The organism is Caballeronia insecticola (assembly GCF_000402035.1).
In the GTDB taxonomy this organism is placed as follows: domain Bacteria; phylum Pseudomonadota; class Gammaproteobacteria; order Burkholderiales; family Burkholderiaceae; genus Caballeronia; species Caballeronia insecticola.
The window spans coordinates 215,601-239,940 of record NC_021288.1 but is presented as its reverse complement, the minus strand read 5'-3'; the positions used below and the strand labels follow the sequence as shown (position 1 = coordinate 239,940).

25 protein-coding genes are annotated in these 24,340 nt (G+C 61.4%); 8 read left to right on the top strand and 17 right to left on the bottom strand.

Annotated elements, in window-relative coordinates; genetic code table 11:
- Positions 1-157 precede the first annotated feature (157 nt).
- The 11 genes from BRPE64_RS21880 to BRPE64_RS21830 form a co-directional block, all read right to left on the bottom strand.
- Positions 158-922 carry an SDR family NAD(P)-dependent oxidoreductase gene (locus BRPE64_RS21880; RefSeq protein WP_044042846.1) on the bottom strand — a complete coding sequence of 255 codons (765 nt, stop codon included), beginning with the start codon at positions 920-922 and terminating at the stop codon, positions 158-160.
- 30 nt (positions 923-952) lie between these two features.
- Positions 953-1,603 (bottom strand): ANTAR domain-containing response regulator, encoded by a 651-nt coding sequence (locus BRPE64_RS21875; protein WP_016347038.1) that lies wholly within the window; start codon positions 1,601-1,603, stop codon positions 953-955.
- Between the two features lies 1 nt (position 1,604).
- The gene (locus tag BRPE64_RS21870) at positions 1,605-2,759 is read right to left on the bottom strand and encodes a transporter substrate-binding domain-containing protein (protein ID WP_016347037.1); all 1,155 of its coding nucleotides are present in this window, start codon (positions 2,757-2,759) and stop codon (positions 1,605-1,607) included.
- 59 nt (positions 2,760-2,818) lie between these two features.
- Positions 2,819-3,805: an acetamidase/formamidase family protein gene (locus BRPE64_RS21865; protein WP_016347036.1), complete on the bottom strand. Its 987-nt coding sequence runs from the start codon at positions 3,803-3,805 to the stop codon at positions 2,819-2,821.
- Between the two features lie 13 nt (positions 3,806-3,818).
- Positions 3,819-4,526 (bottom strand): ABC transporter ATP-binding protein, encoded by a 708-nt coding sequence (locus tag BRPE64_RS21860; RefSeq protein WP_016347035.1) that lies wholly within the window; start codon positions 4,524-4,526, stop codon positions 3,819-3,821.
- Positions 4,523-5,233 (bottom strand): ABC transporter ATP-binding protein, encoded by a 711-nt coding sequence (locus BRPE64_RS21855; RefSeq protein ID WP_016347034.1) that lies wholly within the window; start codon positions 5,231-5,233, stop codon positions 4,523-4,525. Before BRPE64_RS21855 ends, BRPE64_RS21860 begins: the two co-directional genes overlap by 4 nt.
- Positions 5,230-6,273 carry an ABC transporter permease subunit gene (locus BRPE64_RS21850; RefSeq protein ID WP_016347033.1) on the bottom strand — a complete coding sequence of 348 codons (1,044 nt, stop codon included), beginning with the start codon at positions 6,271-6,273 and terminating at the stop codon, positions 5,230-5,232. The genes BRPE64_RS21855 and BRPE64_RS21850 overlap by 4 nt, the downstream gene beginning before the upstream one ends.
- A 9-nt stretch (positions 6,274-6,282) precedes the next feature.
- Positions 6,283-7,152: an ABC transporter permease subunit gene (locus BRPE64_RS21845; RefSeq protein ID WP_016347032.1), complete on the bottom strand. Its 870-nt coding sequence runs from the start codon at positions 7,150-7,152 to the stop codon at positions 6,283-6,285.
- A gap of 70 nt (positions 7,153-7,222) precedes the next feature.
- Entirely contained in the window at positions 7,223-8,458 is a 1,236-nt protein-coding gene (locus tag BRPE64_RS21840; protein ID WP_016347031.1) for an urea ABC transporter substrate-binding protein, read from the bottom strand.
- Positions 8,459-8,687: 229 nt separating this feature from the next.
- On the bottom strand, positions 8,688-9,449 hold the full coding sequence (locus tag BRPE64_RS21835) for an alpha/beta hydrolase (protein ID WP_016347030.1): 762 nt from the start codon (positions 9,447-9,449) through the stop codon (positions 8,688-8,690).
- 374 nt (positions 9,450-9,823) lie between these two features.
- Positions 9,824-10,171, bottom strand: coding sequence for an H-NS histone family protein (locus BRPE64_RS21830; RefSeq protein WP_016347029.1), 348 nt, complete (start codon positions 10,169-10,171; stop codon positions 9,824-9,826).
- Between the two features lie 423 nt (positions 10,172-10,594).
- Between BRPE64_RS21830 and BRPE64_RS21825 the strand changes: the two genes are divergently transcribed.
- From BRPE64_RS21825 to BRPE64_RS21800, 6 genes are read left to right on the top strand one after another with little or no spacing between them, the layout of a single operon-like run.
- Complete coding sequence (locus BRPE64_RS21825; RefSeq protein ID WP_044043033.1) at positions 10,595-11,614, top strand: AAA family ATPase; 1,020 nt, start codon at positions 10,595-10,597, stop codon at positions 11,612-11,614.
- A gap of 3 nt (positions 11,615-11,617) precedes the next feature.
- Entirely contained in the window at positions 11,618-12,481 is an 864-nt protein-coding gene (locus BRPE64_RS21820) for a DUF58 domain-containing protein (RefSeq protein WP_016347026.1), read from the top strand.
- On the top strand, positions 12,478-13,383 hold the full coding sequence (locus BRPE64_RS21815) for a hypothetical protein (RefSeq protein WP_044042844.1): 906 nt from the start codon (positions 12,478-12,480) through the stop codon (positions 13,381-13,383). The genes BRPE64_RS21820 and BRPE64_RS21815 overlap by 4 nt, the downstream gene beginning before the upstream one ends.
- Before the next feature lie 4 nt (positions 13,384-13,387).
- Complete coding sequence (locus BRPE64_RS21810; RefSeq protein ID WP_016347023.1) at positions 13,388-14,368, top strand: vWA domain-containing protein; 981 nt, start codon at positions 13,388-13,390, stop codon at positions 14,366-14,368.
- On the top strand, positions 14,365-14,913 hold the full coding sequence (locus BRPE64_RS21805) for a hypothetical protein (protein WP_016347022.1): 549 nt from the start codon (positions 14,365-14,367) through the stop codon (positions 14,911-14,913). The genes BRPE64_RS21810 and BRPE64_RS21805 overlap by 4 nt, the downstream gene beginning before the upstream one ends.
- Positions 14,910-15,818 (top strand): vWA domain-containing protein, encoded by a 909-nt coding sequence (locus BRPE64_RS21800; RefSeq protein ID WP_016347021.1) that lies wholly within the window; start codon positions 14,910-14,912, stop codon positions 15,816-15,818. Before BRPE64_RS21805 ends, BRPE64_RS21800 begins: the two co-directional genes overlap by 4 nt.
- 14 nt (positions 15,819-15,832) lie before the next feature.
- Here the strand turns inward: BRPE64_RS21800 and BRPE64_RS21795 are convergent, their stop codons facing one another.
- Entirely contained in the window at positions 15,833-16,588 is a 756-nt protein-coding gene (locus BRPE64_RS21795; protein WP_016347020.1) for an SDR family oxidoreductase, read from the bottom strand.
- Positions 16,589-16,939: 351 nt separating this feature from the next.
- Here BRPE64_RS21795 and solA point away from each other — a divergent pair, with 351 nt between their 5' ends.
- Positions 16,940-18,151 carry an N-methyl-L-tryptophan oxidase gene (gene solA, locus BRPE64_RS21790; protein WP_160167943.1) on the top strand — a complete coding sequence of 404 codons (1,212 nt, stop codon included), beginning with the start codon at positions 16,940-16,942 and terminating at the stop codon, positions 18,149-18,151.
- Here solA and BRPE64_RS21785 read toward each other — a convergent pair.
- The 3 genes from BRPE64_RS21785 to BRPE64_RS21775 all read right to left on the bottom strand — a co-directional run bounded on the left by BRPE64_RS21785 (position 18,112) and on the right by BRPE64_RS21775 (position 20,983).
- Entirely contained in the window at positions 18,112-18,558 is a 447-nt protein-coding gene (locus BRPE64_RS21785) for an SRPBCC family protein (RefSeq protein WP_016347018.1), read from the bottom strand. The genes solA and BRPE64_RS21785 overlap by 40 nt on opposite strands.
- Before the next feature lie 156 nt (positions 18,559-18,714).
- Positions 18,715-19,644: a LysR family transcriptional regulator gene (locus BRPE64_RS21780; RefSeq protein ID WP_016347017.1), complete on the bottom strand. Its 930-nt coding sequence runs from the start codon at positions 19,642-19,644 to the stop codon at positions 18,715-18,717.
- A gap of 76 nt (positions 19,645-19,720) precedes the next feature.
- A complete protein-coding gene (locus BRPE64_RS21775) occupies positions 19,721-20,983 on the bottom strand; it encodes an MFS transporter (RefSeq protein ID WP_016347016.1) in 1,263 nt (420 codons plus the stop codon).
- Positions 20,984-21,309: 326 nt separating this feature from the next.
- Here BRPE64_RS21775 and BRPE64_RS21770 point away from each other — a divergent pair, with 326 nt between their 5' ends.
- A complete protein-coding gene (locus BRPE64_RS21770) occupies positions 21,310-22,008 on the top strand; it encodes a ferredoxin--NADP reductase (RefSeq protein WP_016347015.1) in 699 nt (232 codons plus the stop codon).
- A 27-nt stretch (positions 22,009-22,035) separates the two neighbouring features.
- On the opposite strand, the gene BRPE64_RS21765 is transcribed toward BRPE64_RS21770, so the two are convergent.
- Together BRPE64_RS21765 and BRPE64_RS21760 are read right to left on the bottom strand one after the other, a co-directional pair.
- Complete coding sequence (locus BRPE64_RS21765) at positions 22,036-22,305, bottom strand: DUF4148 domain-containing protein (RefSeq protein ID WP_044043030.1); 270 nt, start codon at positions 22,303-22,305, stop codon at positions 22,036-22,038.
- 205 nt (positions 22,306-22,510) lie between these two features.
- Positions 22,511-24,220 carry an NAD-dependent malic enzyme gene (locus tag BRPE64_RS21760; protein WP_016347013.1) on the bottom strand — a complete coding sequence of 570 codons (1,710 nt, stop codon included), beginning with the start codon at positions 24,218-24,220 and terminating at the stop codon, positions 22,511-22,513.
- Positions 24,221-24,340: the final 120 nt, after the last annotated feature.

Sequence of the window (24,340 nt, the reverse complement as noted above, 5' to 3'; positions counted from 1 at the left end):
TCGCGGACCGAAAGTATCTTTTGTTCCGTAAGAGTCTAGTTTCGTTTCGAAAGAAGGTCAAAGCGAATGCGCGCTTAGCGGGCTAGTGGTTTTCCCGCGCTATTTTTCGTTTTCGGCGCTTCGCTTTTGCACGCGTAGTCTTTGCGCTTGCCGCTTGTTAAAGCTGTACGCCGCGCGTTAAGGCTCCATCGACGACGAAGTTCGCGCCACTTACAAAACTCGCCGCCGGACTCGCGATGAACGCGACGGCATTCGCGATCTCCTGCGGCTTCGCCATTCGTCCGGTGGGGTTCAGCGCAAGCGCGCGTTCGAACAATGCGGCATCGTTATGTTCGATCCAGTCCCATACGCCGCCTTCAAAATAGACATTGCCCGGCGATACCGTGTTCGCGCGTATGCCTTTGGACGCGAGTTGATTCGCGAGACCCTGTACGTAATGGACCAAAGCGGCCTTGAACACGCCATAGGGACCGGCGGCAAAATCGATCTCGCGCGCCGAGACGCTCGATATCGCGACGATGGATGCCGCCTCGCTCGCTTCGAGATACGGCATGGCGGCATCGACAAGATTGACCGTGCCGAGCAGGTCCGTCTCGAACTCCTTGCGCCACGATTCGATGTCGTTGCCGATTGCAAGCGCGCTCACATTCGCAACCACGATATCGAGCCCGCCCCACTCCGCCGCCACGCTTTCGACCCATGATTTAAGGGTTTTTCCGTTCGATACATCGACAGCCGCCCCCGTCGCGCGAGCGCCGCTCAAACCCGCAAGCGAAGTGGCGGTCGACTTGACGCTCGCTTCGTCGCGCGCGCAAATGGCCACGTCCGCGCCCTCCTTCGCAAGCGTCTGCGCAATGGCAAGCCCGATGCCTTTGGTCCCGCCCGTCACGATCGCCTTCAAACCCTTGAGCTGCAAGTCCATGTTCGCCACTCCTTTGAATCGTTTAAAGGATCATTCGTCGTCGCGGCTGCCGTCGGGCACGATGCCTCGCTTGATCTGCAACACCTCGCCCGCCTGAATCACCGAATGACAGATATCGTCGATGGTCACGCGCTTTTCCATCGCCTGTGCGCGCAGCATGTCGTACGCTTCGTGTTCGTTCACCTGATGCATCGTCATGAGGATGCCCTTCGCTTCCTGAAGGTGCCGGCTGTCGAGCAGCTTCTGTTCGAGCTTGGCGATACGCTGGATATGCTGACGCGTGCGCTTCGCGTGATACAGCGCCATCACGACCGTCGACAGCAAACCCGATGCGCGTATCGGCGTCGTCACGATGCCATCCGACCCGAGCTTGATCGCCTGATCGATGAAGGTCGGATTTTCATACGCGACCACGCAAATGACGGGCGGCGCATCCGGCCCGCACCATTCGTCCTTCGGCGCGCGTTCCTCGGGCAGCAGCGCGCGAAACACGAGATCCGTTCTGTCGGGCAAGGTGTCGAGCGGCGGCCAGCATCGTTCGACCTGAAAGCCCATGCGCCGCAGATGGTTCGTCAGCGTGAGACCGTCGTCGTCGTCGGGATGAAACACGACCACGCGCGGACTGCGCTCCAGAATGGAGCCGGTCAGACTGCGTTGGCCTCGCTCTGTGCGCGCGCTCACGTCAGTAATCCCGCGTGCTCAGCTTCGTGACCCAGTCGCCGAGCGTTTGCCGTGTCATGTACGGGTCCGGTCCGACTGCGAACTTCGATTCGCGCAGGATCGTGAATTGACCATCCGCATTCGCACGGCCGATTCGCGGATAGAGCGCCATGTGATGATTCTCCGGATCGATGCGCACCCTGCCTTGCGGCGCGGCGAATTCGGAGCCGAGCAAGTGCGGCATGATCGTGCCGATATCATCGGAGCCCGCACGCGCGCAGGCTTCGGCGAACATGTGCATCTGATAGTACGCGGCTTCCCAGTTCATGTCCGTCGGCGTATCGGCACCGAAGCGCGCCTGATGAAGCGCGACCGCGCGATGGTTCTCCTTCGTATCGATGCTCTGAAAATACGGTGCGGCCGTGAAATGCCCCGCCGCGATGCCGCGCTCCATTGCGTGAATCTCGGTCTCCGATGTGTTGAGACTGCCGATGGGCATGCGCGAAGGATCGAAGCCCGCATGCGCATACGCTTCGTAGAGAAAGGGCACGGTGGCGCCGATCATCGTCGAAAAGATCCAGTCCGGCGACTTGCGCTTGATATCCGCAACGACTTGCGCGAAGTGATCGCGCGTGGCTTCGAGCGAGAAATAGCGCTCGCCGAGAATTGCGCCTTCGGGGTGCTGAAGCAACAACTCCTGCATCGTGCGATTACATTCGTACGGGTACACATAGCGCGATCCGACCATATAGACGCGCGCACCGAATGTCTCGGTCATGAAGTCCGCAAGCTGCACGCCGTTCTGATTCGGCGAAGCGCCGCTATAGATGATGTTGTCCGAGTATTCGAAGCCTTCATACTGCTGCGAATAAATCAGCAGGCGATTGTGCTTCTCGACGACAGGCAGCATCGCCTTGCGGCTCGTGGACGTATAGCCGCCGAAGATCACGTTCACGCCATCCCTCACGATGAGACGTTCGGCGAGTTCGCGAAACACGGCCGGATCGGAACACGGGTCGTAGTGAATGGCCACGAGTTCGCGCCCCGCGATACCGCCGCGCGCGTTGATTTCCTCCAGGGCCAGCATGGCGCCGCGCCACTGAGACTGTTCCAGCAATGCGGTGCAACCCGTCGTGGAGCACAACAGACCCACTCTGATGGGATCGGACAAAGCCATGTCGTAAAACGCTCGCCGGATGGTTATGCGCGGAGCGCCGCCCCGCGCGTCTAATCATCTTACTTGAGGTATTGCTTGGCGACCATCGCGCCGACCGTGTATTTCGGATCGACGAAATTGCCGAGGCGCACTTTGCCTACCTGACTCAGCATCATATAGGCATCCCACTTGTCGAAGCCATACTCGGCGGCCAGCCACAGCACGAGTTCACGATAAGCGATACGTGTGGCATCTTCCAGAGGACGCGCGCTGCCGATGCTCATCAACGCGTCTTCGTTTTCGAGGCGCGGCCAGTCGATCTTCCAGCCCTTGATGAGATCGACGCGTACCGTTGTGGTGCTTTGATACTCGACCGCGGTGCCGCAGACTTCGCCATCGCCCTGACACGCGTGTGCATCGCCGATGAAAAGGCGCCCGCCCGGCGAACGCACCGGCAAATACGTGATGCTGCCCGGTCCCATGTCAGGTACGTCCATGTTGCCGCCGTGCTGATCCGGTGTGAGCGAGTTGATCGAATCGATCTCGGGAGAAAGACTCAATGTGCCGATATGCGGTTTATACGGCAACGTGTGACGTTTGCTCCAGTAGACATTCTCTTCGTCGATCTTGATCTTGCGCACCGTCTCCGGCAAAGGTTCGTTCAGAAGCGCCGTGTAGTCCGTGCCGGTGAGGCCGCCGAAGTTCGGGATCATGCAGCAGAAGCCGTGCGGATCGTCGCCGCGTGGCGCCATCTTTTCGATGTGCACCGCGACCACATCGCCCTTCTCCGCGCCTTCGATCATGATCGGCCCGTTCTGCGGATTCAGGAAAGGAACCTGAAGCACTTCGGACGGCTTGTCGGTCTCGTTCTTGATCTTGCCTTCGAAGGCATCGCGCGTATCCACGACAATGCGGTCGCCGGGTTTGACATGCAACACGGGCTGCGAATAAGGCCCGATGGTGTAGTGAAACGTCTTCTGCAATTCCTCCGTGAGATGATGCTCCACCGGCTCGCGGTCCGCGCCGACGCCGCGCTTCATCATGATCGATTCTTCAAGCCATTTCATGTTGCGGTCTCCGTCACAGTGCCAGGTACTGGCGAATCAGTTGCTCATCCCCGAGTTGCGCGGGGCTCAATGTATCGACAATGCGGCCTTTGTCCATCACACAGCAACGCGTCGCGATGCGCTCGACCATGCCCATGTCCTGTTCGACGAGCACGACGCCGATGCCCGTCTCGCGCGCGATCTGCAATAAGGTCTCGCCGATCAGGTCGACGATGGACGGCTGAATGCCTTCCGACGGCTCATCGAGCAACAACACCTTGGGCGAACTGATGAGCGCGCGCGCAATGGCCAGTTGCTGCTGTTCGCCGCCGCTCATGGTGCCGGCCTTTTGTTGATAGCGCGTTTTGAGAATCGGAAAATAGCCGACAACTTTTTCCTTCATGCGCGCAGCCTGTGCGCGATTCGCCTGTGCACCGACCTGCAGGTTCTCCGCAACAGTCAACGCACCGAAGATCTCGCGTCCCTGCGGCACATAGCCCATGCCTTTTTGCGCACGCACATAGGGCTTTTCATGACCGATGGCCGTGCCGTCGAGCGCGATGCCGCCTTCATCGAGACGAACCAGTCCGATGAGCGCGCGCATCAACGTGGTCTTGCCCACTCCGTTGCGCCCGATCAGCGCGAGCACTTCGCCCGGGCCGATGGAAAACGATACGCCGTTGAGCACGCGGCCGCCACCATAGCCCGCTTCCACGCCCGCGACTTCAAGAAGCGCGCTCATGATTTCTTCCCGAGATAGACTTCGGCCACGTCGTCGCGCGCGAGAATCTCTTCGAGCGATCCATCGGCAAGCAGGCGGCCGCCATGCAACACGGTGACACGCGACGCGATCTGCTTGACGAAGGTCATGTCGTGTTCAACGACCATCATCGTGAGACCGGCTGCGGAGAGCCGCTTGATGAGTTCACCCGTCGCATGCGTTTCCTCGACAGACATGCCCGCGACGGGTTCATCGAGAAACAGCAGCTTCGGCTGCAAGGACACGGCCATCGCGATTTCGAGCCATTGCCGCTTGCCGTGCGAGAGATTACGCGCGAGCACGCGTTCCTCTTGCGCGAGCATGAAGCGCTCCAGAAGTTCATCGATGCTTTCGGGCCGATCATCTTTCGCGCGATGCAGCGACAATTGCAGATGCTGGCGCACGCTCAGTTCGGGAAACACGCCCGGGATCTGAAACTTGATGCTCATGCCCATGCGGATACGCTCGTGCGGCAACACGTGATGCATGTCGCGGCCGAGAAAATGCACGCTGCCGTCGGACGGCCGGTGTTCGCCCGTGATGAGCTTGAAGAACGTGCTCTTGCCCGCGCCGTTCGGCCCGATCACGCAGCGAATCTCGCCCTCGTCGATACGAAAGTCGATACCGTTGATGACATGCGCGCCGCCGAAGTGCTTCTTGAGCCCGCGCGTCTCCAGCAATGTCGTCACGATTTTCCCTCCTCTTGCTCGAAGCACGCGCGTGTTCGATGCGAATCGTGCTTTGCGCGCCTGCCGATTCGTGCAAGATGACGCGTCACGAACGGCAGCAAGCCCTCGGGCGCGCCGAGCACGACGATCAGCAGAATGGCGCCCATCAGAATAAGCGCGTACTGGCTGCCGTACACGGCAAGATTCTGCGAAAGCCACACGAGCAAAGCGGTGCCGAGGATCGCGCCGCCGATGCTCTTTCTCCCCGATGTCGCGACCCAGATGACCGGCATCGCGGCGGCGGTGAGGCCCATCGTCGAGGGCGTGATGTACGAGCCCCAGATCGTGTAAAGCGCGCCCGACAGGCCGCCCAGTGTGCAGCCGATCACGAACACGATCAACTGATGCCGCCGGATATCGACACCCAGCATTTCCGCGCGCTGCGGATTCTCGCGAATCGCGATCAGCGTGAGACCGAAGACGCCATCCAGCAAACGGCGCATGAGCGCATACACCAGCATCAGCAGAATCAGCACGAGGTAATAGAAGCTCGTGTTTTCCAGCGTCAGCGCATCGCCCTTCCATGGAATGGTGAGCGGCGACATGTTGCCCATGCCGTTGTAACCGTTGAGCCGCGCTTCGCCGATGGCCCATTGCGGCCCTGCCGTTTGCGCCATGAAGGTTTCGAGCACCAGCGTGACCGACAACGTCACGATGCCGATGAACACGCCCTTGATACGCCCGAAGAAGATCATGTAGCCCAACAGTGCCGCGAACAGCACGCTTGCCGCGAGCGCGGCGCCGAGGCCGAGCCACGAATAGAACCAGCCATCGCTCAAGTTAAGCGTGAAGATGCCGTAGGTGTAGCCCGACAGACCGAAGAACGCGGTCTGCCCGAAAGAAAGGATGCCGCCGTAGCCCCACATCGCCGCGAGGCCGACGGCGCTGAATGCCCAGAGCAGACAGTAGGCGAGGTTGCCGCTCGTGTTTGCATCGACGACGAGCGGCAGACATAGCGCAACGATCCACGGTAAAACGCGCCAAGCGTGTGATGGCTTCAAGTTCGCCTCCTATCGCAAGCGCGTGAAGAGATTGCCGAGCCCTTGCGGCATCAGCCGGATCACGACGATGACCGTCACGAGCAAGCCGATCTGGCCGAACAACTGGCCGTAGGACGCCGTGAGCGCCGTCTGGATGATCGCGAGCACGCCCGCTGCGGGCGTCGTTCCGGCAATGACGTTTGCGCCGCCGACGACCACCGACACGAACGCCTGCACGATGAAGTTGCTGCCCATCGTCGGCACGGCGGTCATGGTCGGCGCATAGAGCGCGCCGGTAAGTCCCGCGAGTCCCGCGCCCAGTGCGAACGTGAGCGTATAGAGACGGTCCGTGCGCAGGCCGAGACATTGCGCGATGTTCGCGTTCTGTATCGCGGCCCGCGCGCATACGCCGTAGTTCGTCCTGAAGAACAGCAAGTAGAGCGCGAACAGAATCACGAGCGCGATGACGGGCAAGACTGCACGATACGTCGAGAACGAATAATCGCCGAGCGAAAACGAGCCGAACGGCGTGCCGATGCCTTCGATCGACGGACCGGCGACAAGCAACATCGTCTGCTGCACGATCAGGCTGATCGCCCAGGTCGCGACGACCGAATCGAACAGGCGATCGTAGAGATGACGAATCACGAGCCGCTCGATCACGACACCGGCGATCGCGGCGGCCAGCGCGCCGAGCAACATCGCGAGCGGTAGCGGCAGCCCGCGTTTCGCCGCGATGATCGTCAGGTACGCGCCGCACATGATGAATTCGCCATGCGCGAGATTGATGACGCCCATCATGCCAAAGATCACCGCGAGTCCGAGCGCCGCGAGCACGAGATAAGCAAAGTTGTCGCCGAACTGATAGATCAGCGAGTAAAGCACCGACAGTGTGGCCATGCTTGCTCCACGTTCAGTGAACGAGCGCGCGCATGGTCGCTGTATGCGAGACGCGCGCGCCGCTTTCTCATCAGGACTTCTTCGGCAAATTCGACGGCGTGTATTGACGATGATCCGGCTTGTTCGGCAAATCGCAGCCGACCTTGCCGAGCCAGTACGGCTGCACGTCATCCCAGACCTTCGGGATATCGACGGAGTGATCGTCCTTCACATGCACGAGGTAGATCGTGTGACTCGCATGATGGCTCTTGGGATCGATGCAGACCTTGCCTTGCGCACCTTCCGTGCAAATGCCGCCCGCTTCCAATGCCTTGCGCACTGCTTCCTGATTCGTCGACTTCGCTTTCTCGGCGGCGGCCTTGTAGAGATAGATGGCGTCGTAAGCGTTCGCCGCTTCCTGATTGATATACGGCTCGTTCGGGAACTTCGCATGGAAGCGCTTCTTGAAGTCGTTGCTGGCGGGCGTATCGACTTCTTCCACGTAGTTTGCCGTCACGTACATGTCCTTGAGCGCGGGCGGTTTGAAGCGCTTGTGCTCATACGCCTGACCGACATTCACCGAACTCGCCATCGGCAGATTCAGATGCGCCGACGCCTGCTGCTCGTAATACGACGCCTGATTCGCACCGACCAGCAAGGTCACGACGAAGTCCGGCTTGGCCTTCTGAATGTTCTGGATCGTTTGGCCGAACTGCGAGACGGACAACGGAATGAACTCTTCGCCGACCATCGTGCCGCCGTTTTCCTTCACGATGTCGCGCACCCATTCGGCGGAGATCTGCCCGAAGTTATAGTCGGCGGCAATCGTATATACCTTTTTGCCGAACTTCTGCATCATCCACGGAATGAGCGTCGAGAACTGTTGCTCGGGCACGGCGCCCGTCACGAAGGTGTAGGTATCGCACACGCCGCCTTCGTATTGGTTGTCATACCAATAGAGTTGCTTTGCGCGATCCATGATCGGGCGAATCGCTTCGCGCGATGCGCTGGAGAATGCGCCGAAGATCACATCGGGCTTGTCCGTCTGAATCAGCCTGCGCGCAAGCTCCTGGAATTTCGTGTTGTCCGATTGAGTGTCATACGCGATGAGTTGAATCGGGCGGCCCAGAATGCCGCCTTTCGCGTTGATCTCCTCGACGGCGAGTTGCGTCGCGTGAATCTTCGGGATGGTCGCGAGTGCGAAGTTGCCCGACGCATCTTCGAGCAAGCCGATTTTCACGGGATCAGCAGCGCTCGCAGCGAGCGACGTGACGGCGAGTCCTGCGGTGAGGGCCAGACGCATCCAGCCGGACGGCTTTAGCAACATGCGGAATCTCCAGAAGGTGGCTCGAACTCCAGAAAAAACGGACAAAAAAAAGCCCCCTGACGAACCATGGGTTCGTCAGGGGGCTTCTGTGCCGGATCCTCGGGCGGACATCTTTGTCAGGCCGTGAGGAATGAGGGCAGTCTAAGGCGCCGAATTTTCCGTTGTCAACGGCGATCAAAAATAATTCTCACGCCGGCGATCACCGGCGCGGCAAGCGATGCGTGTGGCTTCAGTGCGCGGCGATGAAGGCAGTCACGTCCGCCAGCACCGGCGACGACGCATCCCGCGGGGAGAACATCGATTTGACGATCGTCTCGTGACCGAGGCCCGGATAGCGTTTCAGCTCCACGTTATCGTGATGCGCGCGCAACGCTTCGGCGAAAAGATCGCTGTTGCGCGGATCGACATCGGTATCTGCCGTCCCTGCGCCGAGCAGCATCGCCGGTTCGTCTCCGGTCACGAATGCGACAGGCAACGCGCGCGGGCGCAGCGCCGCCGGAAAGATCTCGTCCATGTGCGGATCGGTCGTCTGGAATGCCGCGTATGGGCCCGCCAGCCCGATCATGCCGGCAAGCGAACGTTTCGACATGCCTTGCGCGGCCAGATAGCGCGGATCGGTTGCGATCATCGCCGCGATGTGCGCGCCCGAGGAATGTCCCATGACAAAGATGCGATCGGGATTGCCGCCGAATTCGCGCGCGTGATCGCGCGTCCAGCGCACGGCGGCGGCGGCATCGTCGAGAAAGCCTGGAAAAATAGTCGCCGGATAGTTGCGGCAATCCGGCGTGACCGTGACGATGCCTTGCGCAGCAAGCGCCTGCGCAACCGCGCGCGAATCCGCGCGGCTGCCGCTTTGCCAGGCGCCGCCGTAGAAATACACGACGACTGGACGATTGGCGTCGGCGCGGGAATCGGGCGCATAGACATCGAGCTTTTGGAGACGCCCCTCGCCATAAGCGATGCCGCTTGCCTGCTCGTTATGGTCGCGCACCCGCGACGCGACAACACCCGCGGCACCGACGGCACACACCGCCAGTCCCAAAACGATAAACCTTCGTCTTGCCGATACACGCATAGTTCTATAGCCAGATATTCATAGATTGCGGCGCCCGGACGCCCGGGCGTTGTCACCGCATTCAACGATGTTCGACGAAGGCTGTCCGTGCGGAAGACATCGTTTGAAAGCTGGCCAGGCGCGGTATGTTCGCCACCGCACCTAAAGATTCAATCGGATGAATATTTATTCGGCTATGAGTCTCGCGCGTTCGCTAAAGCAATTGCAATTGCTTTAGCGAAAATGCTAAGCGGGCAAGCGGAATGCGCTTAAGAAAGAGCGTCCGCTTAGCACCGCGAGTCCCGCACAAGTCAGCGCGATTCCGGGAACAAAGCTGCCTGAACCGGTTGACGCGCGGCCGATTCCGAATCGACCAGAAAGCGGTCGCGATCCTGTCCGGCGATCCAGTGCGGCACGCGTCCGCGCCCGCTCCATGTTGCGCCGCTCACCGGATCGCGATACTTGGGCTGGGCCTCGGCCTTTTGCTCGCCCGGCTTGCGGCCCATGAGTTCGTTCAGACTGATGTCGTATTCGCGCATCTTTTGCACGATTTCGATGAGCGCCAGCCGCGCCTCTTTCTCGCGCGCGGCGGTGAGCGCTTCGTTTAAAGCGGCCTGCTGCTGAAGCAGCTTTGTAAGTTCTGTACTGGAATATGCCATTGCCGATTATCAGATGCGAGCCGGCGCCAAGGGCTACCGTGCTTGACGCACCGAAATTCCTTTAAGTAATGATTCGAGTACCGCCCGTTTGCATACCGGTGCGCGCGGCATTTCCTAGCCGAAGTCGCACCCATGAATCGAGCCTTGATGAAAAAAACGGAAAAGCGAAAAAGCAGAAAACGGCGAACCGACTGACACGCATGAATCCACATTCAACACGCATTCTAACGCCGACGCGATCACGCCGGATTTTAACCCGGCGCCCGCCGCCCGGCGCAACGCTGAGCCTGTCGTGCCACAGTATGTCATTCACGAAAGGACACTGTGCTCCGCCATGCGGCTCGTCAGCCGCTTTATCGCGTCGGCATGTCTTATGCATTCCATCCGCATCCGTTCATTCGCGCGCGCCGCGTCATCATCAACATGGCATCGGAAAACGAATTGCAGGACTGGCGCGGCGACGCTCTGAACATGGAAGCCGCGGTCGCCAACGCTGTCGTCGGGCAGCGCGAGACCATCCATCTGATCAACGTGGCCCTTTATGCACGCGGGCACGTGTTGCTCGAAGGCGGCGTGGGCGTCGGCAAGACGACACTGCTGCGCGCCTTCGCACGGGCGACGGGTGGCGACTTCGAGCGCATAGAAGGCACGATCGACCTGATGCCCGGCGACCTCATCTATCACACCTTCGTCGATGCGGAAGGCACGCCGCGCATCGATCCTGGTCCGTTGCTGCGCCACGGCGAGCGACTCACCACGTTCTTCTTCAACGAGATCAATCGCTCGCGCCCGCAAGTGCAATCGCTGTTGTTGCGCGCGATGGCGGAGCGCTCCGTATCGGCATTCGGCCGCGAATATCGCTTTCCGCATATGACGGTGTTCGCGGACCGCAACAAGGTCGAGAAGGACGAGACCTTCGAACTGGCATCCGCCGCGCGCGACCGCTTTCTGTTCGAGCTGAACATGCCCACGCCGTCGATGACCGATGTACGGCGCGCACTGGTCTTCGATCCGATCTTCCATGATGTCGATGCGCTCATCGAGAGCGTGCCCGCCGCCGTGATCGATGCCACGCGCCTGAATGCGATCGGCGCCGCGATTCAACGGAGCGTGAGTCTCAGCCCGAGCATCGAAAAGTATGTGCTCGATATCTGGCAGGCGACCGAAACGCCGCAGCGCTTCGGCATCGAACTCGATGATGTCGATATGGCGCGGCTCATTCTCGCGGGCGCGAGTCCGCGCGGCATGAGCGCGCTGGTTCGCGCGGTGCGCGTTTGCGCGTGGCTCGACGGACGTCTGCATGCGATACCCGAAGACGTGCATGCGGTGCTGTTGCCCGCGCTCGGTCATCGCGTGTTCTTTACGCCGGTCTATGAAATGCGACGGCATGAACTTGCCGAGGCGCTGACCGCGACGATCGTGCGAACGATCGCGGTGCCGTGAATCATGAAGGATCCGGTCGAATTCCACTATCGGCTGCCGGGACGCGCGAGCGGCTTCAGGCCCGGCACGCATCCGGGCACGGGCTTCGGCGCGGGACAAGAGTTCGCGATGCACGCGCGTCTGTTCGATCATCCCGATCCGCGCAGGCTCGATCTGCGCGCGAGTCAGCGCGCCGTGCCACGGGAATGGCTCGTGCGTCTGCATCTTCAGCGCGTCGCGGTGCCGGTGCAGGTCGTCGTGGACGTCTCTGCTTCGATGCGCTTCGGCACGCGCCGGACGAAGCTCGATCTTGCCGCCGATTTCGTCGAGGCACTCGGCTATAGCGCATTCCGCGCAGGCGATCAGCTCGGCATGCTCGCGTTCGATCGCGATGCGCGCGAAGACCTGTTCGTACCGGCCCGGCATGGACGCGGCGTCGGCGATGAAATGGCCACGCGGCTTCGCCATTGCACGATGTCGCCGCACATCGCGAACGGCGATGCGGGACTCGTGCGCACGCTCGACCGGCTTGCGGGTCGGCGTGGCCTCGTGTTTCTGGTGTCCGACTTTCACTGGCCGCGCGTCCGTCTCGATGCGGCGCTCGACAGGCTCGTCAGCGCGCGAGTCGTGCCGATGGTCATCTGGGACGAAGCCGAGATCGAGCCGCCGCACGAGGGCATGTTTCTGCCGGTGCGCGACATGGAGTCCGGCGGCAAGCGCACGCTCTGGTTGCGGCCGCGCATGGTTCAACAGTGGCGCGAGAATGTCGCGAAACGCCGCGTCGAACTGAAAACTACGCTGGGTCGTCGCGGTGCGCATCCCTTCTTCGTCGAAGGTGCATTCGATGCCGAAGCGCTTTCGCGTCACTTTCTGGAAACCGCCGCATGAGGCCGCGCACCGAACGCGGCCACTCGCGCGCATGCAGAGCGGCAGGCTTGCTGATGACGCTCGCCCTGATATGCGCGGGCCACGCCCGAGCCGAACAGGTCGTTAGCGCCGTGGTTCAGCAACCGCGCGCATTCGGCCATGTTCTCGGCGATGTCCTGACGCAACGCGTGCTGCTCGCAGCCGATGGCCGCTCACTACGCGATGTGCCCCTGCCCTCGGCGGGACGTGTGGGCATATGGCTCGAACGCCGTGCCACGCATTTGGAACAGGATGCGCAAGGCCGTTCGTGGATGGTCATCGACTATCAGATCATCAACGCCGCGCAATCGCTCACGCAAGCCGCTTTGCCTGCGTTCGAACTCAAGGCCGCCGATGGCACGCGGCTAGGCGTCGCCGCATGGCCGATCAGCGTCGGACCGTTGACCCCGCGCACTTCGTTTCGTAACGGCGACTTGCAGATGCTGCGGCCCGACAGGATCGTCATGCCGTCGAACGGAGCGGCGTTGCAACGTCGAATGATCACGATGCTCGCGCTCACGTTCATCACGATGCTGAGCTGGGCCGCGTGGTGGACATGGCGCAAGCGTCGGGACGCAAGCATCCTCCCCTTCGCGCGTGCGTGGCGAACGCTGAGCACGCTCGATACACCCGAGCTCGACCAGAACGATGACGCATGGGTCCACATGCATCGCGCGCTCGACGAAACCGCCGGTCAGGTCGTTCATGCCGCATCGCTGCACGCGCTGTTCGAACGCGCGCCCTATCTCGAAGCGATGAAGGCGCGCATCGAAGCGTTTTACGCAAGCTCGCAGCAGCGCTTCTTCAAACGCGATGCAACTCAAACGTCGTTCTCGTTACGCGACTTCGCGCGAGCGCTGTATCGCGCCGAAAGAAGGCAGTGATCCCATGCCGCTCGATTTTCTCAGGCCGTGGCTTCTGCTCATGCTCCCGCTCGCGCTGTTGCCGCTGTTGCCGAGGCCGGCAGAAGCCTTCGCCTATTCGTCCATCGCGTGGTTGCCGCGCGATAGCATCGGCACGGCGATCGATCATGCGCGGCGCATCTGCGCGATCCTGGCCATGCTCGCCATCGTCGTGGGACTCGCGGGTCCGGGACGCTCGCATATGCAGGTCATGCGCACCAGCAGCGCAGCGGAGATCCTCATTCTGATGGACCGGAGCGCGAGCATGGATGCGGTCATGTCGAAGACGCCCGTCGCCGAGCCGGGCGGTCAATCGAAGAACGCGGTGGCGCGTCACTCGCTCGAACGCTTCGTCGCAGAGCGTCCGGACGACCGCTTCGCGTTCATGATGTTCGGCATCAGCCCCATTCTCGCTGTGCCATTCACGGCGAATCACCGGATCATCGCAGCGGCGCTTCAGGGCACGGCGATCGGTCGCGGCATGCCGGACACGCGCCTCGATCGCGGATTGATCGCTGCAATCGCCCAGTTCGACGGACAGCCCTACACGGTGCCCCGCGCCATCGTGCTGGTCTCGGATGGCGGCGCACATCTCGATGCCGCCGCGCAAGCGGCCATCCGCAACGGCCTCGCGCGCCATCGCATTGCGCTTTATTTCGTGTATCTGCGAAGCGGCGTCTACAGTCCCGATCTCACGAAGCCCGCCGCACCCGGCGATGCATCCGAGGAAGCGGAACTGCATCGCTATTTTCAGGCGCTGGCCACGCCGTATCGGCTATATCAGGCGGAAGATGCCACCGCCATGGCCGCCGCGATGCAGGAGATCAATCAGCAACACAGCGCGATGATTTCATTCGAAGAACGCTTGCCACGACAGGACGACAGCGCGCTTTGCTTCGCCGTCGCGTTGCTTGCATGCGCGGCCTTGCTTGCACTGCGCAGCGTGCAAGTACGGAGCTGGTCATGAAGCGCCGCGCGGTTCATCTCGCATTCGGCGCCGCGACGTTATGCTTTGCAGCCATCGCCATCCATGACTGGGCGATGCTCAAACACGCGCAATCCGTTACGCAGGCGATCGACGCGATGGCATCGACGAAGACAGCGGCAGATCGCTCCACGAACGAAGCATTCGAAGTGCAACTCGCGCGCGCGGTGTCACTGGCGAAGGCCGGACGATCGATCGATGCGCAGCGGCTCTTCGATCCGCTCATCGCGCAAGACGACGATCGCGCCATTCAGGCCGCCGCGCTTTTCGATCTCGGCAACATGTATCTGCGCGATGCGGCGGGACCGGAGGCAGCAGGCCCGATCCGCTCACTGCCCTTGCTGGAGCAGGCGAAAGAGCGCTATCGCTCGGCGCTGCGCATCGACCCCGACAATTGGGATGCGCGCTATAACCTCGAACGCGCGCTGTGGCTCGCGCCCGAGACGCCCGGCGATCAGGAGGAACTCGATATCAAGAAGCAGTCCACCGTGAAGCTGCGTGGCGCGCAAAGCGAGGATCTGCCGTGAGCATCGTCAGTGCGGCGCGCGCATTCCTCGGGCGGCGGAACTGGGCCATCGTTGCCGCCGTGCCCTTGCTCGTCGCCGCTATCTGGATGCCGGGCCTGATGTTTCAGCGAAACGTGTTCAGCTATATCGTTACGTTCGATATCACGCAAAGCATGGACGTGGAAGATGTCGGCAGTGCGAGCGTGCCCATTAGCCGACTCGATTTCGCACGCGCAGCCATGCGCGAGAGTCTCGGTCGCTTGCCATGCGGATCGACGATAGGCTGGAGCATTTTTACCGGGCAGAGTACTTTGCTTCTCGTTCCGCCCGTCGAAGTGTGCAGCAATTTCGATGCGTTGCTCGCCGCACTCGACAGCATCGGCGGCGATATGCGCTGGACCAACTGGAGCCGCGTGGCCGAGGGCGGAGTCTTTGCCGCCGTGCGCACGGCGACGAACATCGGCCATGATGCCGGCGTTCTGCTCATCACGGACGGGCAGGAAGCGCCGCCGGTTCTGCCTTCGGATCAGCGCGTTCGCGATATCCCGCGCGGTCAGGTCAAGGGATGGCTCATCGGCGTGGGTGGCGATCAGCCCGTGCCGATTCCGCGCACCGATCGCGATGGCAAACGCATCGGCTACTGGCGCGCGGACGAAGTGATACAGGTGCCCGCGCAGTCTCGCGCGGGCGTGGCCGCCGAAAGTCACGAAGAGTTATCTGCATTGCGCGGACAGTATCTCGAAGCAATCGCTCAGCAAGTCGGCTTCGATTATCGACGTCTGCGTGCGCCGCAAGATTTGCTCGCGGCCATGACGGATAGCCGCTATGCGCATCGCGAACGCGTGCCGACCGAAGTGAACTGGATTCCCGCTGCGCTCGCGCTGCTGCTGCTCGTGTGGCGCTTCCTGCCGCAGCGTCGCGCCTGATGCGTCACGCGTGCTTAACGTTGCGCCTTCGCGCCTCGCACCCATTCTTCAAGCCCGATGCTGCCGAGCCGCGCATCGCCTAAGGGGACGAGCGACTGATCATCGACCTTGCCGCCGAAGTATCGCGCTTCGGGGTCGCGCACCACTTCGCGCGGATCGCCCATCGCTTTCAGATAGCGCGCCACGATTTCATCGAACGGCGCGCGGTCCGGCCCCGCGATCTCGACGATGCCATTGCGCGGCGCGGCGAGCGCCACATCGGCGACGGCGGCGGCGACATCGTCCGCGGCGATCGGCTGGAAGAGCCCGGGCGAAAGTCTGACCGTATTGCCGCTCATGCTCGAATCGGCGATGCCACCGAGAAACTCCATGAACTGCGTCGAACGAATGATGGTGTAGGGAATGCCCGACGCTTTGATCAGTTCTTCCTGCGCGACTTTGGCGCGAAAGTAGCCGTTCTCGGGCGTGCGCTCGATGCCGACGATCGACAGCGCGACATGATGACGAACTCCCGCCGCAGCCTCCGCTACATGCAGGTTGCGGCCCGAGGCCTGGAAGAATTCCAGCACTGCCTTGTCTTCGAAAGAAGGCGAATTGGCGAGGTCGATCACGACATGTGCGCCGGTCAAAGCCTCTTTGAGGCCTGCGCCGGTCAGCGTATTGACGCCGCTCTTGGGCGATGCGGCGATGACCTCGTGACCGCGTTCACGCAGAATGGGAGCGGTCTTCGACCCGATCAGGCCCGTACCGCCGACGATAACGATCTTCATGAGTCGTGCTCCAAAGATGACCGCCTCAAGCTTCGCAAGCGGTCATGTGTGAGTGGGAGACAGAACGGACGATCGTCCGAACAATGAATGCGCGCGATGCTCGCGAGCAATGTCTTGTGAGCATCATAGGATGCATTCGAATGCTTCTGTAGCCGTTCTTATGTTCGAGTGCTTATGTTTGAGTTCTTCTGCGGCACATCGTTAATTCATTCGACGCGTCACGGCACATCGTCGCAAATAATTGAACAGCCCAAGGAAAACCTGTTCGCTTTAGAATCCATCAGGCTTTTGGCTGCTGCGACCGCTGACCGGCCCGCACTCCTTAGCCCGCCGATAACCTGGAACAGAAAGATGAACGAGACAATTGCCGACGTCGTGGTAGTCGGACTGGGCGCATTCGGTAGCGCGACGGCTTTTCAACTCGCAAAACGAGGCCTGAAAGTGATCGGCATCGACCGCTTCGCGCCGCCGCACGACAGAGGGTCGAGTCATGGCAACACGCGCATCACGCGCCTGGCCGCCGGAGAAGGCGAAGCGTACATTCCCTTTATCAAACGTTCGCATGAAATCTGGCGAGCCCTCGAAGCGCAGACAGGCAGAACGCTATATCACCGCACAGGCGGCCTCGTGATCGGCGCGCGTGACAGCGCAACGCACCATCATGCGAAGCCGGACTTTCTTCAGCAGACCATCGCGAACGCGCGGCAATTCGGTATCGAGCATGAGGTTTTGACTGCGGCAGACATGTCGAAACGATATCCTCAGTTTCGCCTGCGTGGCGATGAACTCGCTTACTTCGAACCTGACGCAGGCGTCCTCATTCCGGAAGCGTGCATCGAAACGCAGATCGAGCTTGCGCGCGCTTCGGGCGCATCCATTCGATTCAACGAGCCGGTCATCGACATAAAAGAACAAGGCGATGGCGTGATCGTCCGCACCGCGCTGGGCAAGTATGCGGCGGCGCGTGTCGTCGTGACAGCCGGTGCCTGGATTCCGGGAATGGCCGGAGGCAAGATGGCCGAGCATCTTCGCGTCATGCGGCAGACGTTGCACTGGTTCGCAACGACCGACCCGTCGCTCTACTCGCCAGCGCGTTGTCCGATCTTCATCTGGATGCACGGCAACGGCGATCACGACTACATGTACGGCTTTCCGATGATCGACGGCCAACCCGGCGTCAAGGTCGCGACCGAGCAGTATGAAGCCGCCTGCACACCCGACGATTTCGACCGTCACGTCGGTGCCGACGAATCCCGTGCGATGTTCGACGCTCACGTCGCGGGGCGGCTGGCAGCCGTGACCTCGACCACGGTGCACGCTGCCGCCTGCCTCTATACGGTGAGCACGGATTCCGGCTTCGTCATCGATCGTTATCGCGACATGAAGAACGTCAAGGTCGTCTCCGCCTGTTCCGGCCACGGCTTCAAGAACTCGGCGGGTTTCGGAGAACGTCTGGCACTATGGGCCGCGGGTCACGACGACGACACGCTCGATCGCTTTCAGGTGTCGCGCTTGGACGCGTATCAGCCGGGCATGTCCAGCTCGACGAGCCGCGCGAGCTGAGTCAGCGATTCCTGCCAGCCGAGATAGCACATCTCCACAGGGATGGCTTCGGGCACGCCTTCCTGCACGATGGTGAGTTCCGTTCCGCACGACACCTGCCGCAACGTAACGGTGACTTGCATTTCGCCGGGCAGGTTCGGATCGTCGAAACGGTCGGTATAGCGGATCTTCTCGAACGGCACCAGTTCGAGATATTCGCCGCCGAACGAGTGCCCGTTGCCGTTGCTGAAGTAGCGAAACGACATCTTGTGCGTTCCACCGACGCGGGCATCCAGATGATGCACCTGACAGATGATTCCGTAGGGCGGCAGCCACCTTGCGACGGCATCGGGTTCGAGGAAGGCGCGATAGACGCGTTCGGGCGTCGCGCGCAGGACGCGGTGCAGATTGACGGTTCCGGTAGTCATGATGTGCTCACCTTTCGTTAAAGAAGTTGGACGCACTGATACGACGATGCATTGAAGCCGGAATCGACACGAACATTGATCAGGGAAAACCCGCAACACGCTCAATCGCGTGACCTTCGAAAAATACTAAGGCAAGTACAACCCGGACCACGAAGCCTACTTCACCCACCCGCGCTCGATGAGCGGTACATCCCACGCAGGCTCGGGGCCCAACTCTCCCGCAAGAAATTCGACGAGCGCCTTCACCTTCAGGCCCTGACGCTGCGTCTCCGGATAGACGGCGGCGAAGTCCATCGTCGAGAGCGAATAGTCGACCAGAAGCGGCACGAGCGAGCCATCCAGAAGCGATGCGCTCGCCACGAGCGTCGGCAGGCAAACGATGCCGCCGCCCGTCAACGCATAATCGCGCAGCAGATGAACCGAGTTGGAGCGGATCATGCCGGGCAGATCCATTTCGATGACCTCTTCGCTGCGCGTCATGGTCCAGCGATTGCGCGACGGATAGCCCGAATAAAGCGCCGTCGTGTGCTCCAGCAAATCACGCGGATGCTGCGGCGCTCCATGCGCGTGCAAGTAGGCGGGCGCGGCGCAAAACAGCCGGCGCACGGTAAAGAGACGCCGCTCGATCAGCGAGTCGGAGATGGCCGGGAAGATCTGGAACGCGACATCGAATCCTTCTTCGATTGGATCGACGACCCGGTCATTGACGATCACATCGAGCTGAATGCCCGGATAGCGCCGGTTGAATTCGGCGAGCAACGCGCCGAAGTGTCCCAGTGCAAAGCCGGGCAACATCTGAATCCGCAGGCGTCCGGTGGGCGTTGCGCGCAACTCGCGCATCTGGTCGGTGAGTTCGTTCACACGCCCGACCACTTCTGCGCACTCACGGTAAAAGGCTTCGCCGACATCCGAGAGCCGCACATGCCGTGTGGTTCGATGAAACAGCGGCGCATTGACGAACTTTTCCAGCTGCTGGATACGATGCGTCACGACCGAACTGGTCACGCCGAGCTGCCGCGCCGCCTTCGCGAAGTTGCTGGTCTCCGCCACACGCACGAAGGCCTCGATGCTCAGAAAACGATCCATGCCGGTTCCTTTTGCCCGTGTCCAGCATGTCAGTGTATCGCCTCCTGTCGTGCGTGCGGTGGCTACGCGGATCGCTTCATTCAGGCTGTTCGGCCGGCGTTAAATCGACTGCCGGCGCGGCACGGCGCATTCTCGCGGGCGCGGTTTCTTCGAGCAGCAGACTCACGCCTATGCCGAGCACGACCGCGAAAATCGGCAGCCACATAATATTTTGGATTCCGAAATTTGTTGCGACGTAACCGGCAAGCGCGGGCGCCACGCCGCCCCCGAAAATCTCGCCCGCACCCACGACGATACCGATTGCCGTCGACACCATGCCGACAGGCGCCGCCTCCGTCGCGACCGGCCCGGACAATAGCGACACGAGTCCGAGCGTGAAGAACGCGGACACGAACAGCACGATGAAGAGCATCAGCGGCTGCGCGCCCACGCCGCGAAACACGTACAGCATGACCGCCGTGCCCGCGAAGCCCACGATGCTCGCCAGCCGCCGGCCGACGATATCGGAGAGCCCCGGCAAGCCGAACTGCCCGACGAAGCCGCCGAAGCCGATCGCCGATACGACCATGCCCATGCGTTGCGTGTCGAGGGCGAGATACTCGGTGAGGTAAAGCGGCAGCATCGCGCCCAGCACGAAGACGCCCGTCATCGCGCAGAACAACGCAACCATCGCGACGCGGATGTTGCGGCTCTTGAGCACGTCGCGCCAGTTGCCGCGCGCGATGTGGTGCGTCTGCAGTTGCGTAGGTTGCACCACTTCCGTCTTCGGCTCGCGGATCACGAAGTACATCAGCAATCCGAGTATCAACCCCGGAATGGCGACGAGTGCGAACACCCATCGCCACGTCATCACGCCGAGCAACTGAGTCGCGATGATCGGCGAAAGCGCGAGCCCGAACAGCGCGAATCCGCTCTGCTGAAGCCCGAGATTGAAGCCGCGGCGCTTCGGATGCGAGGCATCGGCGGTCGCGGCGAAACTCGTCGGGCAGAACGATCCTTCGGCGACGCCCATCAGCGCGCGCACGGCAAGCAGGCTCACGAGACCGCCCGCCATGCCCGAGAAACCCGAGAGCAGCGAGAACACAATGATGGCCGGTATCAGCACCTTGCGACGCCCGAACTTGTCGGAGATGCCGCCCATGAGCGCAGCGAAGACACCCCATGAAAGACCGAGAATGCCGATGCAGTTGCCGACATCCTGCGCGGTCAGATGCAGGTCTTTCATGATGGACGGGAAGAGCGGCGCAATCAGCCATCGGTCGAGGCCGACCAGACCGAATCCGAGCGCAAGCAGCGTCACGGCCTTCCATTCGTATGAGGTATCCCACTTCGCAGTCATCTTCGTCTCCTGATTCTTCGTTCAGTGTCGTTTGAACGCCCTTTGCCAAGGCGCTCCGACGAAGTAGAGAGTGGACCAAGCGGCAGTCGAAAAGAATCGCAGTCGCGGCGAACACGCCATTTGCGAAACGCAAATAATCGCGCTGGATGATTCGTCGACTCGATGTCGGCATTTGCATGCTGATATGACCGACATACCGCCGCCGCGGATTGCCGTATGCCCGCGCCTCTCCTACTCTGAACTCGACGTCGCGAACTGCCCTTCGCGTCACGCGCAGCACCCACCCGACCGGCCATTCCATGTAACAGCCAAGAATCGGAGGAGACATGTACGACGGCTTGATCGAGGTTACGGTGTCGCGCACCTGGCCGCTGGCCACGGGATATCGCGCGGTCGAATTGCGCGCGAAACAGGATGCGGCGCTTCCGTCTTTCGACGAGGGCGCCATGCTGGACGTGATCGTGGATGCGCATGCGAACCGCAGCAGGCGCCAGCCGCTGCATCGCAAGGCATCGAGACGCGAGACCTATGTGGTGGGCGTGCGAACGCAGTCGGACGCGGGCGTCGAAACGCGAGCAGACGATACGATGTTCCGTCCCGGCAGCGAACTGCTCGTGCGTCCGCCGACGAATCTGCCGCTCGCCGTCGATGAGCGTGCGCGCTACATGCTCTTCGCGGGCGGCCTCGGCGTGGCGCCGATCGCAGGCATCGCGCAGCGCCTCGCCGATGCAGGAAAGCCGTTCGAGCTACATCACTTCGCGCAATCGTCGGATCGCACGTTGCTGCGCGATGAACTTCAGGCGCTTGCGTCGTTCGGCAAGATTCATCATCGCGTGGGGCTCAGTGTCGATGAGATCGCTCAGGCTGTCTCGCATGCGCTGAGTCCGAACGGCGCCAACGCGCAGGTCTATTGCAGCGGCCCGCCCCGGCTGATGGACCTGATTCATGGTCACGCCAGCGAATGGGTCTATCCGCGCAACATCCACAAGATTTATCTCGGCGAGCGTAACGCAGCGCCGGTCTAAGTCTCGTCGATGCGTGGCCGGCAAGGGCTACTGGCTCGCACCCGCGCCGATGCCCGCTTTCTTCTGCGCGTTCTGCAAATCCTGGGGATAGTGCGGATCGTTGGCTCTGCCCGGGTTGTAGCCGGCATCCTGAAGCTTCTTCAGTTCCGCGTTCTTCTTGTCGCGGGCCTGCTTGCGCGCGGCTTTTTTCTGTTCTTTCGTCATCGGTGCGGCTTGCGTCGCGTCGGTGGCGGTCGAGCCGGTATCCTGCGCGTACGACAACGGCGCGACGGAAGCGCCCACGGCGCCCACGATCATCGACAAGCCGATGCTTGCAATCTTTGCTTTCACGATAGCTCCTGGTTCGTGCGGGACCTTCTGCGTTGAAGTCTGAGTTGCTATTTGAGCGTCATCCATCGTCCGATGAAAAGCCCCGGAGCTTCGGGGCTTTCCGCAGCATTTTCGAATATATATACCTGTGTTGCTTCGGCGGCAATGCGCACAATCCTCGCCGTTGCAGGCGCTAGATCGACCGATAAGCCGGCGAGTACGCCACCGCTTTGATGTGCGCAACGAGATCGGCCGGGCGCTCCACGCGCGCGAGACCATGATCGAAGATGTACTCGGCAACCGACGCCGCGACATGCATCGATGCCTCGAAAATCCGGCTCTGCGGCGGATAGATCAAACCTTTCTCGAGACTCTCGTCGCTGACCTGCTCGGCCACCGCCTTCGCCGCCACGATGAACATGTCCTCCGTCACGCGCGTGGCTTCCGTCGCGAAGACAGCCATGCCCATCGCGGGAAAGATATAGACGTTGTTGCCCTGCCCCGGCACGAAGGTCCGCCCTTCGATCTCGACCGGCCCGAACGGGCTGCCGCTCGCGAAGATCGCCTGACCTCGCGACCACCGGTACGCTTCCTCCGCGGTGCATTCGGAACGTGAAGTCGGATTGGAGTAGGGAAAGACGATCGGCCGCTCGTTGATCTCGCTCATCGCTTCGATCACTTGCTGGCTGAAGAGCTTGGGCACCGTACTGACGCCGATGATGCCCGTCGGCTTCAGCGCGCGCACCGCATCGACGAACGTATCGACCGGAGCATGGTCGATCGCGAAGACCTTCTGGAAATCGGCCAGATCGGTGCGTGACTGCACCATCAGTCCGTTGACGTCGTAGAGCGTGTTGCGGCGGCGCGCCGAATCGATATCCAGACCTTCCAGCACCATCGCCTCGCTGATCAACTCGGCGATGCCCGTTGCAGCCGATCCGCCACCGAGAAACAGGAAGCGCTGGTCGGTCAGCTTCTGCTTCGAAATGCGCAGCGCGGCATAGACACCCGCGAGCGCGACGGCGGCGGTGCCCTGGATATCGTCGTTATAGGTGCACACCTTGTCCCTGAAGCGCGCGAGCAAGGGCACTGCGTTGAAGTTGGCGAAGTCTTCCCACTGAATGCAGCACTTCGGATAGACGTCCTGCACCGCATTCACGAATTCGTCGATGAACGCGTGATACTCATCGCCGCGCACGCGCTCTTGTCTCATGCCCAGATAGAGCGGATCGTCGAGCAAGGACGCGTTGTTGGTGCCCACGTCGAGCATGACGGGCAGGCAATGCATCGGCGGCACGCCCGCGCAGGCGGTGTACAACGCGAGCTTGCCGATGGGAATGCCCATGCCGCCGACGCCGAGATCGCCGAGTCCCAGAATGCGCTCTCCGTCCGTCACGACGATAAAGCGCACATCCTGCTGTGGCCAGTTGCCCAGCAGTTCCTTCACGCGGCCGCGCGCATCGATCGGAATATAGAGGCCGCGCGTGGCGCGAAATACGTGATCGAATTTCTGGCAGGCTTCGCCGACCGTCGGCGTGTAGACGATCGGCATATACGTGGCCGGATCGGACATCAGCAGCGCATAGAAGAGCGTCTCGTTGCGCGCCTGCAGGTCGGAGAGGAACAGATAGCGTTGCAGGTCGTTGTCGAGATTATTCAGTTGCGCATGGGTGCGTGCGATCTGAAGTTCCAGCGTGTTCACACCCGGCGGCAGCAAGCCTTCCAGACGATACTTCTTGCGCTCTTCCAGCGTGAACGCCGTACCGTGATTGAGCCGGGGATTATGGAGGATGTCATAGCCGTAGGCCTGCGTGGACATGATCGTTTCCTTCTTGACGTGAGATGACGGTTTCACGAAGACGTCGAACGGACCGCTTGCGCCGCGACCGACGTGACGCGCCATCGTCCGGGAAACAGGCACGCTGAGCGTAAGTGTAGACAGGGTTCGCGAATCGGGTCTGAAAACGTGCAGGAGCGTGATGGGGCGGGCGTCACGCTAAAACCGCGCCAAGCCCGTGTTCGG